At 44.9% G+C, this 16777-nt stretch carries 14 protein-coding genes; 1 reads left to right on the forward strand and 13 read right to left on the reverse strand.

Translation table 11 applies throughout. The features are described 5' to 3' along the window. Window positions 1-246 precede the first annotated feature (246 nt). The 7 genes from rpmE to TY49_RS04130 form a co-directional block, all read right to left on the reverse strand. Window positions 247-456, reverse strand: a complete 210-nt coding sequence (gene rpmE / locus TY49_RS04100) for a 50S ribosomal protein L31 (protein WP_041964628.1) — start codon at window positions 454-456, stop codon at window positions 247-249. A gap of 144 nt (window positions 457-600) precedes the next feature. Further along, window positions 601-1872 (reverse strand): transcription termination factor Rho, encoded by a 1272-nt coding sequence (gene rho / locus TY49_RS04105; protein WP_041964629.1) that lies wholly within the window; start codon window positions 1870-1872, stop codon window positions 601-603. 297 nt (window positions 1873-2169) lie between these two features. After that, window positions 2170-3132 (reverse strand): class II fructose-bisphosphatase, encoded by a 963-nt coding sequence (gene glpX, locus TY49_RS04110; RefSeq protein WP_041964630.1) that lies wholly within the window; start codon window positions 3130-3132, stop codon window positions 2170-2172. Window positions 3133-3376: 244 nt separating this feature from the next. After that, window positions 3377-4663: a UDP-N-acetylglucosamine 1-carboxyvinyltransferase gene (murA, locus tag TY49_RS04115; RefSeq protein WP_041964631.1), complete on the reverse strand. Its 1287-nt coding sequence runs from the start codon at window positions 4661-4663 to the stop codon at window positions 3377-3379. 633 nt (window positions 4664-5296) lie between these two features. Further along, window positions 5297-5944: a fructose-6-phosphate aldolase gene (fsa, locus tag TY49_RS04120; protein ID WP_041964632.1), complete on the reverse strand. Its 648-nt coding sequence runs from the start codon at window positions 5942-5944 to the stop codon at window positions 5297-5299. A 100-nt stretch (window positions 5945-6044) separates the two neighbouring features. Then, window positions 6045-6902, reverse strand: a complete 858-nt coding sequence (locus TY49_RS04125; RefSeq protein ID WP_041964633.1) for a class II fructose-bisphosphate aldolase — start codon at window positions 6900-6902, stop codon at window positions 6045-6047. A 318-nt stretch (window positions 6903-7220) separates the two neighbouring features. After that, complete coding sequence (locus tag TY49_RS04130) at window positions 7221-7589, reverse strand: response regulator (protein ID WP_041964634.1); 369 nt, start codon at window positions 7587-7589, stop codon at window positions 7221-7223. Window positions 7590-7788: 199 nt separating this feature from the next. On the opposite strand from TY49_RS04130, the gene TY49_RS04135 reads away from it, so the two are divergent. Then, window positions 7789-8310, forward strand: coding sequence for a DUF2529 domain-containing protein (locus TY49_RS04135; protein WP_041964635.1), 522 nt, complete (start codon window positions 7789-7791; stop codon window positions 8308-8310). Between the two features lie 82 nt (window positions 8311-8392). On the opposite strand, the gene pyrG is transcribed toward TY49_RS04135, so the two are convergent. The 6 genes from pyrG to TY49_RS04165 form a co-directional block, all read right to left on the reverse strand. After that, entirely contained in the window at window positions 8393-9994 is a 1602-nt protein-coding gene (gene pyrG, locus TY49_RS04140; RefSeq protein ID WP_041964636.1) for a CTP synthase, read from the reverse strand. Window positions 9995-10259: 265 nt separating this feature from the next. Further along, complete coding sequence (gene rpoE / locus TY49_RS23815; protein ID WP_439646152.1) at window positions 10260-10832, reverse strand: DNA-directed RNA polymerase subunit delta; 573 nt, start codon at window positions 10830-10832, stop codon at window positions 10260-10262. Between the two features lie 108 nt (window positions 10833-10940). Continuing rightward, entirely contained in the window at window positions 10941-11147 is a 207-nt protein-coding gene (locus TY49_RS24530; RefSeq protein ID WP_041964638.1) for a hypothetical protein, read from the reverse strand. Between the two features lie 344 nt (window positions 11148-11491). After that, window positions 11492-14752: a fused isobutyryl-CoA mutase/GTPase IcmF gene (gene icmF / locus TY49_RS04155; RefSeq protein ID WP_041964674.1), complete on the reverse strand. Its 3261-nt coding sequence runs from the start codon at window positions 14750-14752 to the stop codon at window positions 11492-11494. A 2-nt stretch (window positions 14753-14754) separates the two neighbouring features. Next, entirely contained in the window at window positions 14755-15408 is a 654-nt protein-coding gene (locus TY49_RS04160; RefSeq protein ID WP_041964675.1) for a TetR/AcrR family transcriptional regulator, read from the reverse strand. An 18-nt stretch (window positions 15409-15426) separates the two neighbouring features. Beyond that, window positions 15427-16566 carry an acyl-CoA dehydrogenase gene (locus TY49_RS04165; protein WP_041964639.1) on the reverse strand — a complete coding sequence of 380 codons (1140 nt, stop codon included), beginning with the start codon at window positions 16564-16566 and terminating at the stop codon, window positions 15427-15429. Between the last annotated feature and the right edge of the window lie 211 nt (window positions 16567-16777).

Below are 16777 nucleotides of genomic sequence, written 5' to 3' on the forward strand. Positions count from 1 at the left end.
GCTTTTTTCGTATTTTTACGGCTTCTTCATGCCATAAAGGTACGAAAAAAGCCTGGTTAAAAGTTCGACACTTTTTTCAGCTTTTTCCATTATAACAAAAAAAGATGCTGAATCCAGACACATTAATAAAGTTCACAAAAATAAATTTATGTACCCAAAACAGAGGCAATTTTTTTAAAAAATGCAAAATAAAAAACAGGCAAGTCGCAAAGCTTCTTGCCTGTTTGGTCGTTTCTTATATTACTATTACTGGTTGTTTTTAAGACCGTATTTCTTGTTGAAGCGGTCAACACGTCCGCCAGCTTCAGCAAACTTCTGACGTCCAGTATAGAATGGGTGGCACTCAGAGCAAGTTTCAACGCGAATCTCGTTCTTAACAGAACCAGTTTCGAATTCGTTTCCGCATGCGCAAGTCACCTTAACTGTTTTGTAGTTTGGATGAATTCCTGATTTCATTCTTTTCATCTCCTTCCGCCCTGAATCATATCCGAAACAGAGTTATAATCAACGGCTTAGGCCGTTATTGGAAAAACACACTGCACTCATTATAACAAGTCCAACTGTATATTTCAAGTTAGATTTTACAACCATAATTTGGAATTAAGATCGCTTGTTATTGCTCTTCATTTCCTCGCCAAGAACGGCGAAGAAGTCTTCATTTGACTTGGACAGCCTTAGCTTGCGCAGGAATTTTTCAGCGAAATCTGGTGAATCCGACATCGATTTGCGGATTGCCCATAGCTTGTCCAGATGGTCTTTGGGAATAAGAAGTTCTTCTTTACGAGTTCCAGATCTGCGAATATCGATCGCAGGGAAGATTCTTCTTTCAGCAAGTGAACGGTCAAGATGTAGTTCCATGTTTCCTGTACCCTTGAACTCTTCATAGATGACATCATCCATACGTGATCCTGTATCAACAAGCGCAGTCGCAAGGATCGTCAAGCTGCCGCCTTCTTCGATATTACGGGCAGCACCGAAGAAGCGCTTCGGACGGTGGAATGCCGCAGGATCAATACCACCTGACAATGTACGTCCGCTTGGCGGGATGACAAGGTTGTACGCACGAGCCAGACGAGTGATGCTGTCCATCAGGATGATGACATCACGCTTATGTTCAACAAGGCGCATCGCACGCTCAAGCACAAGCTCGGCAACCTTGATGTGGTTTTCAGGCACTTCATCAAAAGTTGAGCTGACAACATCACCGGCAACGGAACGTTCGATATCTGTTACCTCTTCCGGACGTTCATCGATCAACAGCACGATCAGTTCTGCTTCAGGATGATTCGTCGTGATGCTGTTGGCGATTTCTTTTAAAAGCATCGTCTTACCAGCCTTAGGCGGTGCAACGATCAGGCCGCGCTGGCCAAATCCGACTGGAGCGATAACATCCATGATTCTTGTTGATACATGTTTATGGGTTGTCTCCAGTTTCATCATGCGGTCAGGATATAATGGAGTCAAACCCGGGAAGTGAACCCTTTCTTTCGCCGATTCAGGGTCATCACCATTGACTGCCTCTACCTGGAGCAAACCGAAGTAACGTTCGTTCTCTTTAGGAGGACGGACCTTTCCCGATACTTTATCCCCATTCCTTAAATCGAAACGGCGGATCTGCGAAGCCGAGATATAGATATCCTCAGAGCTTGGCGAGTAATTGATTGGGCGCAGGAAGCCAAAGCCTTCAGACTGGATTATTTCCAGGACACCTTCCATGAAAAAATAACCCTGTTGTTCCGCACGAGCTTTAAGAATTGCAAAAATAAGTTCTTTTTTCGATAATTTGCTGTAGTAAGAGACTTTATATTCCTTTGCCAGTTCATAAAGCTCTTTTAATTTCATATTTTCTAAGCTTGAAATATTTACTTCCATAATGTCACCACGCCTTAAAATATTTCGATTTCCCCCATAAAAAAATGTATTAAGAATAAATGCGTATGGATGGAAAAAGAAGAAATGAGTTTCCTTTGAAGGTTGTAAGAAGGAATTAATGAAGGTGTACAACTTATTTGTGCCTAATCTAAATCAACAAGATTATTAAAACAATTTTCATTTTACCCTTAAATAGGAAAAATAATCAATCATTTTATTTATTAGCTCCCTTTACCTATAGAATGCGGTGAAGGGAGCATGTTTGTAAGGGTTTACTCAATTTTTATAAAAAAAGTATTATTTCATTACCAGGTGCGGCTTTTTCTTTAGGCTGTGCTGTCCTTCAATGAAGCGGACTGTGCCTGATTTTGCACGCATGACGACTGAATGGGTTGAGCCGTAAGAGCCTTTGAATTGGACTCCTTTAAGCAACTCACCATCGGTTACGCCTGTTGCAGCGAAAATTGCATCGTCACCGCGGACGAAATCTTCCATAAGAAGGACTTTATTGACATCGATGCCCATTTTTTTGCAGCGCTCGAGTTCTGCGTCATTTTGCGGTAGCAATCTACCCTGGATTTCGCCGCCGAGGCTTTTCAGAGCTACTGCTGCAATTACACCCTCAGGTGCTCCGCCTGAACCGAACAGGATATCCACGCCGGTAGTATCAAACGCTGTATTGATCGCGCCAGCTACATCGCCGTCATTGATCAATTTAATCCTTGCACCTGCTTCACGAAGCTGGGCAATGATATGTTCATGGCGAGGACGATTCAATACCGTAGCCACAACATCTTCAATATCCTTGTTCTTCGCTTTTGCTACGGCCTTCAGATTATCAAGAACAGAAGCATTGATATCGACCATTCCTACAGCCTCAGGACCTACCGCAAGTTTATCCATGTACATGTCCGGTGCGTGAAGCAGATTACCGTTATCTGCCACAGCAAGGACTGCAAGGGCATTCCAGCCGCCAGATGCGACAATGTTCGTTCCTTCCAAAGGATCGACAGCGACATCCAAACGCGGGCCATAGCCTGTCCCAAGCTTTTCACCGATATACAGCATCGGCGCTTCGTCCATTTCCCCTTCACCGATAACGACTGTACCTTTCATCGGGATGGTGTCAAACACATCTCTCATTGCCGACGTTGCAGCATCGTCAGCTTCGTCTTTTTTACCGCGTCCCATCCAGCGGGCTGAAGCAAGCGCCGCCGCCTCTGTCACGCGGACCAGTTCCATCGTTAAGCTACGTTCCATATGATCATCCCCTAATCATGAAAGATGCTAATGCCTATCGAAAATGCGTTCCTCTCAACCAATCTGTTACCACAAATCAACTTTCTCCTCGTTAGTCGATTATGTCTCCGGATCCACTTAAGATGCGAAACTTTGATACTGCCATACTTGGCTGATCGATAGTTGAATAAGTTATACTATTTCGCGATTCTGATATGCATTAGCACCACTATTTGTATTGTACAGCTCTATTGTACTATACTTTTTATGATTTTTTCACTTCTTCTTGCTCTTCAGATGTCATATCTTCACGCCAAATTGTGGCACCTAGTCCATTTAGCTTTTCAACAATATGGCTGTAGCCGCGGTCGATATGGTCGACACCAGTGATTTCGGTGACGCCTTCCGCCATCAGCCCGGCTATGACAAGCGCAGCTCCGGCGCGTAGGTCACTAGCCTTTACTTTAGCTCCCTGCAGCTTGACAGGACCGCTGATGATTGCCGATCTGCCTTCGACTTTAATATTGGCATTCATTCTTCTAAGCTCGTCGATATGCTTGAAGCGGGCGCCATAAATCGTATCTGTCACGACACTTGAGCCCTCTGCCCTTGTCAGCAGCGCTGTGAATGGCTGCTGTAAATCGGTTGGGAAACCAGGGTAAACAAGTGTCTTAATATCGATTGCTTTGTATCGTTCAGTTGGTGCGACATAAATTTGCTCGTCACTTGCTTCAATATGAGCACCCATTTCCTTCAGCTTGGCCACAAGTGACTCAATATGCTGCGGAATCACATTATCTATTGTTACACCTTCACCAATGGCAGCACCAAGAATAAGGTACGTCCCTGCTTCGATGCGGTCAGGAATGATCGTGTGACGGCAGCCGTGAAGCTCGTCGACGCCATCGATCCGGATGACATCCGTTCCTGCGCCTTTGATTTTCGCTCCCATATTTGTGAGCAAGGTCGCTACATCAATGATTTCCGGCTCTTTTGCCGCATTTTCAATGATTGTGCGCCCTTTTGCACGGACCGCGGCAAGCATGATGTTGATTGTTGCTCCAACGCTTACGACGTCAAGATAAATCCTGGCACCGCGAAGCTCATCGGCACGCAGGTAAATCGCGCCTTGTTCGTTTGTCACGCTTGCGCCAAGCGCTTCGAATCCTTTTATATGCTGGTCGATCGGCCTTGGGCCCAAATGGCAGCCGCCCGGCAGTCCGATGACAGCCTTTTTGAAACGGCCCAGCATCGCTCCCATTAAATAGTATGAAGCTCGCAGCTTTTTCACTTTTCCATTCGGCAAAGGCATGGAAATCATGGAAGACGGATCTACCGTCATTTCATTGTTCGAGAATTCAACAGAACCGCCGATCTCCTCCATTAAGTCCTTGAGCATATGAACGTCGGAAATATCCGGCAAACCTTCAATGGTCACAGGCGATTCAGCTAAAATCGTTGCTGGGATCAAGGCCACTGCGCTGTTTTTTGCACCGCTGACCCGAACAGTCCCTTTTAAAGGATAGCCGCCTGCAATCTTAAGCTTTTCCATTTTTGACTCCCTTCTAAGCCGTGATGTATTAAGGTCAAGCTGGAGTTGCAAACAATTACAGCTAAGACCGATATAGGCTCTACTTAGATTTAAATTACCGAAATCGATAAGGAACATTTTTCCATTAAAAATACTCAGATTCCGGGAGTTTTCTATTCCTTTAGTTTACACGATATTCCCAAATTCATGTAATAAAATGCAAAAAAGTTTAAATTGGGTAAAACTTCCTAATAAAGATGGTCTCAGTTTGCCGAGACCATCTCTGTGTAAATCCCACTGACGTCTGAATCTCAGAGCTATTATTTTAAATTAATGACTCTCCGAAATTAGTCGTTGATTTCCGTTCCAGGCGCTTCGCTTTCCGCGGGAAGAATTATGAAAAAGCCCAACTGCCGGCTTTTTCATGAGCGAATTCTTCCTAGGGCAGCTCGGGGAGCCTCCTCAGCGCTAAAGCGCTTGCGGGGTCTCACCTGTCCCGCTGATCCCGCAGGACTTTGAATAGGCTTCATCCGAGTTCGCCCACGCACGATGGAAATGCGTTAGCATTTTCGGAGGAGTCTGCGCGCCTTCCACTTCAATCAACTGGATTTAAATCATTAATTTGCTTTTCCCATTCCTTAAAAGAAGGAAAAATTACTGTCCGCGTGATTCCCAGTCTTTCAGGAATGCTTCGATTCCTTTGTCTGTTAGTGGGTGGTTGAACATTTGCTGGATTACTTTGAATGGTACTGTTGCGATGTGTGCTCCTCTTAGTGCTGCGTCTGTTACGTGTTGTGGATGGCGGATGGACGCGGCGATGATTTCTGTGTCGATTCCGTGGATGGTGAAGATTTCGGCAATCGTTGAAATCAGGTCGAGTCCGTTATGGCCGATATCATCCAGGCGGCCCAGGAATGGGGAAACGTATGTAGCTCCTGCTCTGGCTGCAAGTAAAGCCTGGTTCGCACTGAAGACCAATGTTACATTCGTCTTGATTCCCTCTTTTGAGAATACCGAAACGGCCTTCAACCCTTCTGGGGTCATCGGAACTTTGATCGTGATGTTTGGAGCGATTGCAGCAAGCTCTTTCCCTTCTTTGATCATGCCTTCTGCATCTAGTGCGATGACTTCTGCGCTGACGGAACCAGGAACTAATTCAGTGATTTCCTTCAAGCGGTCTTCAAACTTTACATTCTTTTCTTTTGCTACTAGTGAAGGATTCGTTGTAACCCCTGATAAAATTCCCAGTGTATAGGCCTCACGAATTTCTTCCATATTCGCAGTATCGATAAAAAACTTCATTTGTAAACGCCTCCAGTCGACAAAATTTTCAGTCTGATATAAATGGACAAAAACCGCCTTATTGTAAGGCGGTTTTAATTATAACAAAATTTTAATGCTATTACGCTTTATTAGAAGAACCAAATTCGCGAATTTTGCCGATGACAGTTTCCTTGATCGCGTCGCGAGCTGGTCCTAGGTATTTACGTGGATCGTATTCTTCAGGCTTTGCAGCAAGAGTTTCACGAACTGCTTTAGCAGAAGCGATTTGGTTTTCAGTATTTACGTTTACTTTAGCAGTACCGAAAGAAATAGCTTTCTGGATGTCTTTTGTAGGGATTCCAGTTCCGCCGTGCAATACTAATGGTACGCCAGCAGTCTTGTTGATTTCTTCCATTTCCTTGAAACCAAGGTTTGGTTCGCCTTTGTAAGGGCCGTGTACAGATCCAAGTGCAGGAGCCAGGCAGTCGATGCCAGTGCGTTGAACAAGTTCTTCACACTCTTTAGGATCAGCATAGATAACGCCATCAGCAACGACATCATCTTCCTGTCCTCCGACTACTCCTAATTCAGCTTCGACAGAAACACCTTTTGAATGAGCGTATTCTACAACCTTTGAAGTTGTTGAAACATTCTCTTCGAAAGGACCGTGTGAAGCATCGATCATAACAGATGTGAAACCTGCATCGATAGCTTCTTTACATTTTTCGTAGCTTGAACCATGGTCTAAGTGAATTGCGACAGGAACTGTTGTTTTGTAGTCCTCCATCAATCCTTCTACCATTTTCACTACTGTTTTGAAGCCGCCCATGTAACGTGCAGCGCCTTCGGAAACACCAAGGATAACTGGCGATTTTTCAGCTTCTGCAGCCTGAAGGATCGCTTGAGTAAATTCAAGGTTATTTAAGTTAAATTGCCCAACAGCGTAGCCTTCCGCATTCGCTTTTTTCAGCATTTCAGTCATTGAAACTAAAGGCATATTTTTTCCTCCTTCGTTATGATCAATTTTCATTTTGACAATGCTACCATTTTAAAGGTTTTCCTTCTCTGCTTTTGATTATGTACCCGAGATGGCATTCATCAAAACGAATGATCCTGTGGAATTCATAAGTATCATACCAAAAGAAAATCAGAATTACCATTGTTCAAGCCTTGTTTTTAAAAGTGTCATAAAAATGCTATAAAGCAAGCGTTACCAATAATTTAACTAGTCTGTAAACTCAGTTTTTACCTGCTTTTTAAAAGGAAATGCCCTCCGAAAATTCGAGAGGACATTTCTATGTAAGCTGTTTTTAATTTAAGAAACGGTTTGCGAATATTTTTTAACTGCTGCACGAATGTCATCAATATCGAATGGTTTTGCGAAGTGGGTCAGCGCACCCAGATCCATGGCTTCCTGAATCATATCAAGCTCGCCGTAAGCGGTCATGATGATGACGCGGATATCAGGGTCGATTACTTTCATTCTTTTTAAAATTTCAATTCCATCCATACCAGGGATCTTCATGTCCAAAAGAACTAGATCTGGTGGATGCTTTTTAACGATATCCAGGGCCTGGACGCCATTTGCAGCTTGATACGTTTGATAACCTTCTTTTTGCAGCACTTCATTAAGTAGAATTCTGATGCCAAACTGGTCGTCTACAATTAGTATTTTTTCTTTCATGCCGCCTCTTCCCCCTAATAAATGTAGTATATTGTTAAATGTGTTTATACAGGAAATGGTTTCGTCTTATCCCCATTTACACAATTCGTTAAAAAGCTTGAAATTCCTCCCATATTTTCAAACTTATTTTTCGACAGATGCTTTTTCATTTCCATTGTAGTACCTTATAATCAGTATTGGCAAAAACGGAGGTGCTGTTATGTTAAAAATGTTTTCGACACAGCTGACAGGTTTGTTCAACAGACTTCAGGAAAAAGAAGAATTTTCGATAGAGGACGGAGCGCGTCTGCTTGCACAGGCTGCAGCTGGCGAGGGAACTGTTTATATTTTCGGTACGAAGGAGATGCAGGCTGTAGCCCTTGAAGCGGTTTATGGTGAGGAACCATTGCAATCTGCGGCGATTTTCACAGAGGACGTGGAACTTGAGGCTGCTGACCGAGTTCTGGTTGTAAGCCGTTATGCAGATGACGAAGAGGCTGTCGGAGCAGCGCGTGATTTGCAGGAAAAAGGGATTCCATTCGTGGCTATCTCCACGGTCCGCGGTGAAAATGAAGCCGCAGGCCTGAATACTCTGGCTGACGTACACATCGATTTAAGATTGAAAAAAGGACTTCTGCCTGATGAAATGGGCAACAGAGTCGGCTATCCTACTTCCATCGTCGCATTATACATTTTCTTCGGCTTGAAGTTCACGATAGAGGAAATTTTAGAGGAGTACTAACTGAACTGGCTCTCTTAAAAAATCCATATAAACGCAAAAAAGCCGGTGATTTTTTACCGGCTTTTTGCTATTTTCCCGCCTATTACTTACTTGACTTGATTGATGCTTCAATGAAGTCCCTAAATAATGGCTGCGGGCGTGTTGGTCTTGATGTGAATTCCGGGTGGAACTGAGATGCAAGGAACCATGGGTGATCTTTAAGCTCGATGATTTCCACCAAACGGCCATCGGGGCTAGTCCCAGAGAAAATGAATCCTTCTTTTTCCATTGCCTGGCGGTATTCATTGTTGAACTCGTAGCGGTGGCGGTGGCGCTCATAGATCAAATCGTCGTTGTACGCAGCGAAGGCTTTTGTATCTTCACCAAGCTTACATGGATATAGTCCAAGACGTAGAGTTCCGCCTAGATCTTCGATATCTTTCTGTTCTGGTAGAAGGTCGATGATCGGGTATGGCGTGCTTGGCATGATTTCCGCAGAGTGAGCGTCTTTCAAGCCAAGTACGTGGCGTGCAAATTCAACGGATGCAAGCTGCATGCCCAGGCAAATACCGAAGAACGGCACTTTGTTCTCACGAGCGTATTTGGTCGCAAGAATTTTCCCTTCGATACCGCGGTCACCGAATCCGCCTGGAACCAGGATTCCGTCTACGTCATTCAGCAATTCAACGACATTTTCTTCTGTAACTTCCTCAGAGTTGACCCACTTGATTTCGATATCACTGTCAAATGCGTATCCAGCATGCTTCAATGATTCAACTACTGAAATGTAAGCGTCTTGAAGCTCAACATATTTACCAACAAGAGCAATTCTCGTTTTACCTGAAAGATGCGTTACTTTTTCAACTAGCGCATTCCATTCTGTCATGTCCGCTTCGCCGCAATCTAGCTTGAAGTGATCGCAAACTAGCTGATCCATCTTCTGGTCCTGCAGGGCAAGTGGGATTGAATATAATGTATCCGCATCTGCCGCTTCGATTACCGCTTCCTTATCGATGTCACAGAAAAGAGCAATCTTGTCTTTCATGTCTTGTGAAATCGGCATTTCTGTACGAAGAACGATGATGTTTGGCTGGATGCCGAGGCTGCGAAGTTCTTTTACGCTGTGCTGGGTTGGCTTCGTCTTCATTTCGCCTGCAGCCTTGATGTAAGGAACTAACGTACAGTGGATATACATGACATTGTCACGACCAACATCGTTCTTAATCTGACGGATTGCTTCAAGGAAAGGCAATGATTCGATGTCCCCTACTGTACCGCCGATTTCGGTGATGACCACGTCTGCTCCCGTTTCTTTGCCAGCACGGAATACACGGTCTTTGATTTCATTCGTGATATGCGGAATAACCTGAACTGTTCCGCCAAGGTAGTCACCGCGGCGTTCTTTTTTCAAGACAGTCGAGTAGATTTTTCCTGTGGTCACGTTTGAGTACTTATTTAGGTTAATATCGATGAAGCGCTCGTAGTGGCCAAGATCCAAATCCGTTTCAGCTCCATCGTCTGTAACGAATACTTCACCATGCTGGTAAGGGCTCATAGTCCCTGGGTCCACGTTGATATATGGATCGAATTTCTGGATCGTTACGTCCATGCCCCTGTTTTTCAGCAATCTTCCAAGAGATGCTGCCGTGATCCCCTTACCTAATGACGAAACTACGCCGCCTGTTACAAAAATATACTTTGCCATTTGTGTAATCCCCCTCATCAAACAGTTTGTACAATATGTACCTGTTTAATTGATTTATTAATAAATTTTTTAACTGTTTCATCGGCCTGCATTACCGCATGCAAACCTATTCCATTAGGGGTTTTTCAGCTATCTGGACAAAATAAAAAAAACGCCCCACATACAGAGTATGGGGAGCGTTTTGTAAATGTTTTACATAATCGTCCTTTTTTAAGGAGCCCAAAAAGTATTCTACAGCCGGTCCTGGTAAAAGTCAAGCTGTTAATTACTGTTCTTCGTCCTCTTCCGCATCTTCGTCTTCGAGTGGAAGATCTTCTTCTTCGTCTTCTAATAACTCATCTTCGTCTTCGAAGTCATCAGTGTCTTCAATATCCTCATCGAAGTCTTCATCATCATCGTCATCATCGAGATCATCGTCGTCATCTTCATCAAATTCGTCGATGTCATCATCGAAGTCAAGATCTTCCTCATCGATTTCATCGAATTCGTCAAGATCGAGGTCATCCTCATCGACAGCCTTCTTGGCTTTCTTCTTCTTCGGCTTGACTGTCGTGACATTATCTTCTTCCATTTGGTCAACAGGATACCAAACGCGCAGTCCCCAACGGCTTTCGCTCTGGGACATGAAACGTCCATCTATGTTTATATCTGTATAGAACTGAACCATTTTTTCAGTTACTTCGGCCTCGTCCAATTTCATGACCTTCTTGATCTCCGTCATAAGGTCTTGAAATGTAACAGCCTGCTTTTTCTCTTTTAAAATTTCAAAGGCAACTTCAATCATTGACATTTCTTGAAGCTCTTCTTTTGAGTATTGTTTTAAACTCAATCTCCGCACTTCCTTTCTCTATTCCAGGCCTTACCCGGCCTTGCGTCCGAAAACAAGGAAAATATCCCAGAATGCATATTCTACATTATAAACAAATTCTAAACCTTTATGCCAGTTTTATCTGTCCTTTTCTCGCCTTTTTTCGCTTTCGTTATCACCTTTCCTGCTGCCAGTCCTTTTTCTCTTTTTAAGCTGGGTATAAGCCATGAAAAAGAAGACAATCGAAAGAATGAAAAAAGATATCGCCCCGAGCTGTCGCTGGTATAGATAATACATGGCTGCAGCTGCCATAACAGCCCCTGCCGTTAATAACACCGATCTCACAAATTTCACATCCTGAAGTAGGTCGTATGTATTAGCTGATATCTAGATTATATAAGATTATTTGGTAAAAGATATGAAAAGTTCTATAAAAGTTGCTTTTGACCCAAATCTCATCTCATATTCGTGCTCTCTTCATAGAAGCTGGATCTATTAATGATTATTAATAGGCTAATGCTATTTTACGAAAAGCGCATAACAAAATGCAAGATGGCTCATAGTTTTCCTACAAGCCACCTTGCCCAATCTAGATCCATTGCCAAAAGCTCTAATGCCACGTCCTACCTGTATACACCATCGCTTTTGTTTTTAAACAATACTTACTACAATTTTGAAAAATTGATACCCTACATATTCCTGCGGAACTGGCCGCCTACTTCATATAGCGCCCGGGTAATTTGGCCAAGGCTCGCATATTTGACGGTTTCCATCAACTCTGCAAAAATATTGCCGCCGCTGACTGCTGTTTCTTTCAGGCGCTGAAGTGCTTCTTCGGATTGATCCTTGTTTTTGCCTTTGAAGGATTCAAGGTTACGGATCTGGGTTTCTTTTTCTTCTTTCGTCGCACGTGCAAGCTCCATCTTGTCGATTTCTTCCTCGGATGGAGGGTTTGGATTCAGGTAGGTGTTCACACCGATGATCGGCAGCTCTCCTGAATGCTTCTTCATCTCGTAGTACATCGACTCATCCTGGATTTTTCCGCGCTGGTACTGTGTTTCCATTGCACCAAGCACGCCGCCGCGGTCATTGATCCGCTCAAATTCCTGAAGGACTGCTTCTTCTACTAAATCTGTCAGCTCTTCAATGATGAATGCGCCTTGAAGCGGATTCTCGTTCTTTGTCAATCCGTGCTCCTTCGTGATGATCATCTGGATGGCCATCGCGCGGCGAACAGATTCTTCCGTCGGCGTTGTGATGGCTTCGTCATAAGCATTTGTATGAAGCGAGTTGCAGTTATCGTGCAATGCCATCAAAGCCTGAAGCGTAGTACGGATATCGTTGAAGTCGATTTCCTGCGCGTGCAGTGAACGGCCAGATGTCTGGATATGATACTTTAGCTTCTGGCTTCGCTCATTTGCGCCGTACTTGTTTTTCATGACTGTCGCCCAGATGCGGCGGGCAACGCGGCCAATCACGGAATACTCAGGATCAAGGCCGTTCGAGAAGAAGAAGCTCAGGTTCGGTGCAAAATCATCGATGTTCATGCCTCTGCTCAAATAGTATTCAACATACGTGAAGCCATTTGACAGCGTGAAGGCCAGCTGGGAAATCGGGTTTGCTCCTGCTTCGGCAATATGATAGCCGGAAATCGAAACAGAATAGTAGTTTCGGACCTTCTCATCAATAAAATATTGCTGGATGTCGCCCATCATTCTTAGTGCGAATTCGGTTGAGAAGATACAAGTATTCTGACCCTGGTCTTCTTTTAAAATATCTGCCTGGACTGTACCGCGGACTGTCTGGAGAGTCATTTCCTTCACTTGTGAAAATTCTTCTTCATTCAATTTGCGGCCAAGCTCTTGTTCTTTCTTTTCTACCTGCTGTTCAACTGCTGTGTTCATGAACATCGCCAGGATGATCGGTGCCGGTCCGTTGATTGTCATCGAAACAGATGTTGATGGATGGCAAAGGTCAAAGCCTGCATAAAGCTTTTTCATGTCATCAAGCGAACATACGCTGACGCCGCTCTCCCCGACCTTACCGTAAATATCTGGACGGTAATCAGGATCTTCGCCATATAAAGTAACAGAGTCAAAGGCTGTGCTCAAACGCTTTGCAGTGTCGTCTTTGGACAGGTAATGGAAGCGGCGGTTTGTGCGTTCAGGAGTCCCTTCACCAGCAAACTGGCGCTTTGGATCCTCGCCTTCACGCTTGAATGGGAAAACGCCCGCTGTATAAGGGAAGCTTCCTGGTACGTTCTCAAGGTATACCCAGCGCAAAATCTCGCCGTAATCCTTGTACTTTGGCAATGCCACTTTTGGGATGCTCAAACCTGAAAGACTCTTAGTTCTTAGCTCAGTGACAATTTCCTTATCGCGGATTTTCGTTACGAACTGGTCTGCACTGTACTTTTCCTTCAACGCTTCCCAGTTTTCGATAATATGTTTCGATTCTGGCGTCAGCTTTTTCTCTACTTCTTCCTTTAACACCTGAAGAGAAGATAGCACTTCGCTGTTTGTTTCACGTTCTTTAACCACCTCGATTGTTCCTTCCAACTGGAACAATCTGCGCGCAAGGTCTGCCTGCTCCGCAGCAAGCTTATGATAGCCGCGGACCGTTTCGGAGATTTCACGCAGGTAATAGCGGCGGTCATTCGGGATGATGACATTCTGTTTTTCAACCACTGCATTAGTAGAGAAAGATGTCGTCCAATCCGTCCCTGCTTTTTCATTGATTTTATTGACCAAGGCTGCAAATAACGCGTTCGTGCCCGGGTCATTGAACTGGCTGGCGATCGTGCCGTAGACAGGCATTTCGTCGAGTTCTTTGTCCCAGAACAGATGGCTGCGCTGGTACTGCTTCTGTACCTGGCGCTTTGCATCCTCAGAGCCTTTGCGCTCAAATTTATTGATCACAATCAAATCAGCGTAATCAATCATGTCAATTTTCTCAAGCTGTGACGGCGCGCCGAATTCGCTCGTCATCACGTACATTGAAACATCGCAAACATCAGTGATTCCCGCATTGCCCTGTCCGATTCCGCTTGTTTCGACGATGACGAGGTCGAAGCCTGCTGCTTTGACAACATCAATCGCATCTTTAATTGCCAGCGACAGTTCGGACCTAGATTGTCTTGTTGCCAGGCTTCGCATATAAACGCGTGGAGAGAAGATCGCGTTCATGCGGATACGGTCGCCGAGAAGTGCGCCGCCTGTTTTTTGTTTTGTCGGATCTACTGACAAAATCGCTACCCGCTTTTCAGGAATTTCATTGATGAATCTCCTGATCAGTTCGTCTGTCAATGAGCTTTTCCCTGCTCCGCCGGTACCAGTTATACCGACAACCGGAACGGATTTTGACAATGTCTTTACTTTTTCCAACAGTGTTTCAACAGCTGCTGCTGTTTCTTTTTCCGAACCGACATGCTGCTCGGCAAGCGTGATTAGCTTAGCAACGGCATTCGGGTCTCCAGCCTCAAGCTTTTCGATCTCCTCGACGCCTTCTGGAGTTACGGTTGGGAAATCACATTCTTTGATCATCTGCTCGATCATGCCGTTAAGGCCATATTTCCTGCCGTCTTCTGGAGAAAAAATCCTCGCAATTCCGTATTCATGAAGCTCTTTTATTTCCCGAGGAATGATGACACCACCGCCACCGCCATAAATGCGGATATGGGAAGCGCCTTTTTCCTTCAGCAAGTCATACATATACTTAAAATATTCAACGTGCCCGCCCTGATAGGAAGAGATTGCAATTCCCTGTGCATCCTCCTGGATCGCGGCATTGACGACCTCCTCAACGGAGCGGTTGTGTCCTAGGTGGATGACCTCGCCACCCAATGACTGGATAATCCTGCGCATAATATTGATTGAGGCATCATGGCCGTCAAACAAGCTTGAAGCTGTCACAAAGCGAATATGATTTTTTGGCTTATATGTTTCCTGCATACTCATTTTGTTCCCCCTGTTCCTAATTTCATTTCCGACCCCTTGATCCCCTTAAAAAGCAGTTCGGTTTGCAGTTCCGTATACTCTTCGAGTGTATACAGTTTTTGCAGCGCCCAGCGGCGGAATCCCCACATCTGCCCCTGGACGAAAATATCATGGGCAATGATCTTCACATGTTTTTCATCCAAATCAAGCTCGCCGTTTTCGACGCAGCGCTGGATGACATCCTCAAACATTCCCACCATTTCAATCTCTTTTTTCAGCACGTAAGGTAGGGCATCCTTTGTCAGCGACTTCACTTCCTGATACATGACGAGCACTTCGTCTTGCAGGTCGTCCATAACCTTGAAGTAATTCGCAATCCCTACCTTCAGGCTCTCAAGCGTCCCCTGATTGGTGTCGAGATTTTCCTGAAGGCGATCGCGAACCTCGTCATAGATGCTATCACAGACAAGATAGAGCACATCTTCCTTCGTGCGGATATATTCATAAAGGGTGCCGATGCTAAAGCCTGAAGCCCGGGCAATCTCTCTGGTCGTCGTGCGGTGGAAGCCCTTCTGCTTGAAAAGGGTAACGGCCCCTTTTATCATCTGGTCGCGCCTTTTTTTCACAAGTCGCTCATCTTTTACCGACGCCTGCACTTCTCGCTTTTTCATCAACATCTACCCGCCTTGTTATTTCGTCAGCATCCTGGAGATAACAAGACGCTGGATTTCCTGTGTTCCTTCATAGATTTGCGTAATTTTCGCGTCGCGCATGAAGCGTTCCACTGGATAATCCTTCGTGTATCCGTAGCCGCCGAATACTTGTACAGCCTCAGTTGTCACCTTCATCGCCGTATCGCCAGCGAATAATTTGGACATCGCAGACTCCTTGCCGTATGGAAGACCTTCAGACTCAAGCCATGCCGCCTGGTAGGTTAATAGTCTTGAAGCCTCAACAGATGTTGCCATATCAGCAAGCTTGAAGCCGATACCCTGGTTTGCAGCGATTGGCTTGCCGAACTGCTGGCGTTCTTTTGCATAATCGACAGCCGCATCAAGAGCACCCTGCGCGATTCCGACTGCTTGTGCCGCGATTCCATTACGACCGCCATCAAGCGTCATCATTGCAATTTTGAATCCTTCGCCAACTTCACCAAGGATGTTTTCCTTTGGCACGCGGCAATCTTCAAAGATGATTTCCGTTGTAGGAGATGAACGGATTCCGAGCTTTTTCTCCTTCTTGCCGACAGAGAATCCAGCGAAGTCGCTCTCCACGATGAACGCTGTCGTTCCCTTATGCTTGCTTTCTGGATCAGTCAATGCGAACACAACATAGATATCCGCTACACCGCCATTTGTGATGAAAATTTTTGAACCATTAAGCACGTAGTGGTCGCCATCTTCCTTTGCAGTCGTTCTCATCGCACCCGCATCTGAACCGCTTCCTGGCTCAGTCAGGCCGTATGCGCCAATGCTTTTTCCTTCAGCCATTGGACGCAAGTATTTTTGCTTCTGCTCTTCGTTTCCGAACTTGTAGATCGGCCAGCCTGCTAGTGATGTATGTGCTGACAGCATTACGCCAGTGGACGCACAAACACGGGATAATTCCTCAACCGCGATGCAGTATGCAAGATAGTCAGAGCCAATACCGCCGTACTCTTCCGGCCATGGAATTCCAGTCAGGCCAAGTTCAGCCATCTTATCAAAAATCTCGCGGTCAAAGCGTTCCTCTTCATCACGCTCTGCAGCTGTTGGAGCCACTTCATTCCTCGCAAAATCACGGACCATTTTTCGAATCATTTCATGTTCTTCGGATAATCGAAAATTCATTTTTGTTTCCTCCGTTACTGTTTAATTGGATTATTTAGTTTGAAGTTACATCCATCTTGTGTGTAGATTGATGATTGGTTTTAAAACCTGGAAAAAGATAATTTTATTAACAGATTTTCGGCTTCCGCTGCCAAACCTATTCCGGACTTTTCTTGACAGCTTTTCGGCTTTCACTGTCCAACCTGTCATAATTACAGGCTTTTCTTGACAG

It is taken from the genome of Mesobacillus selenatarsenatis SF-1, assembly GCF_000813125.1.
GTDB lineage: Bacteria > Bacillota > Bacilli > Bacillales > Cytobacillaceae > Mesobacillus > Mesobacillus selenatarsenatis.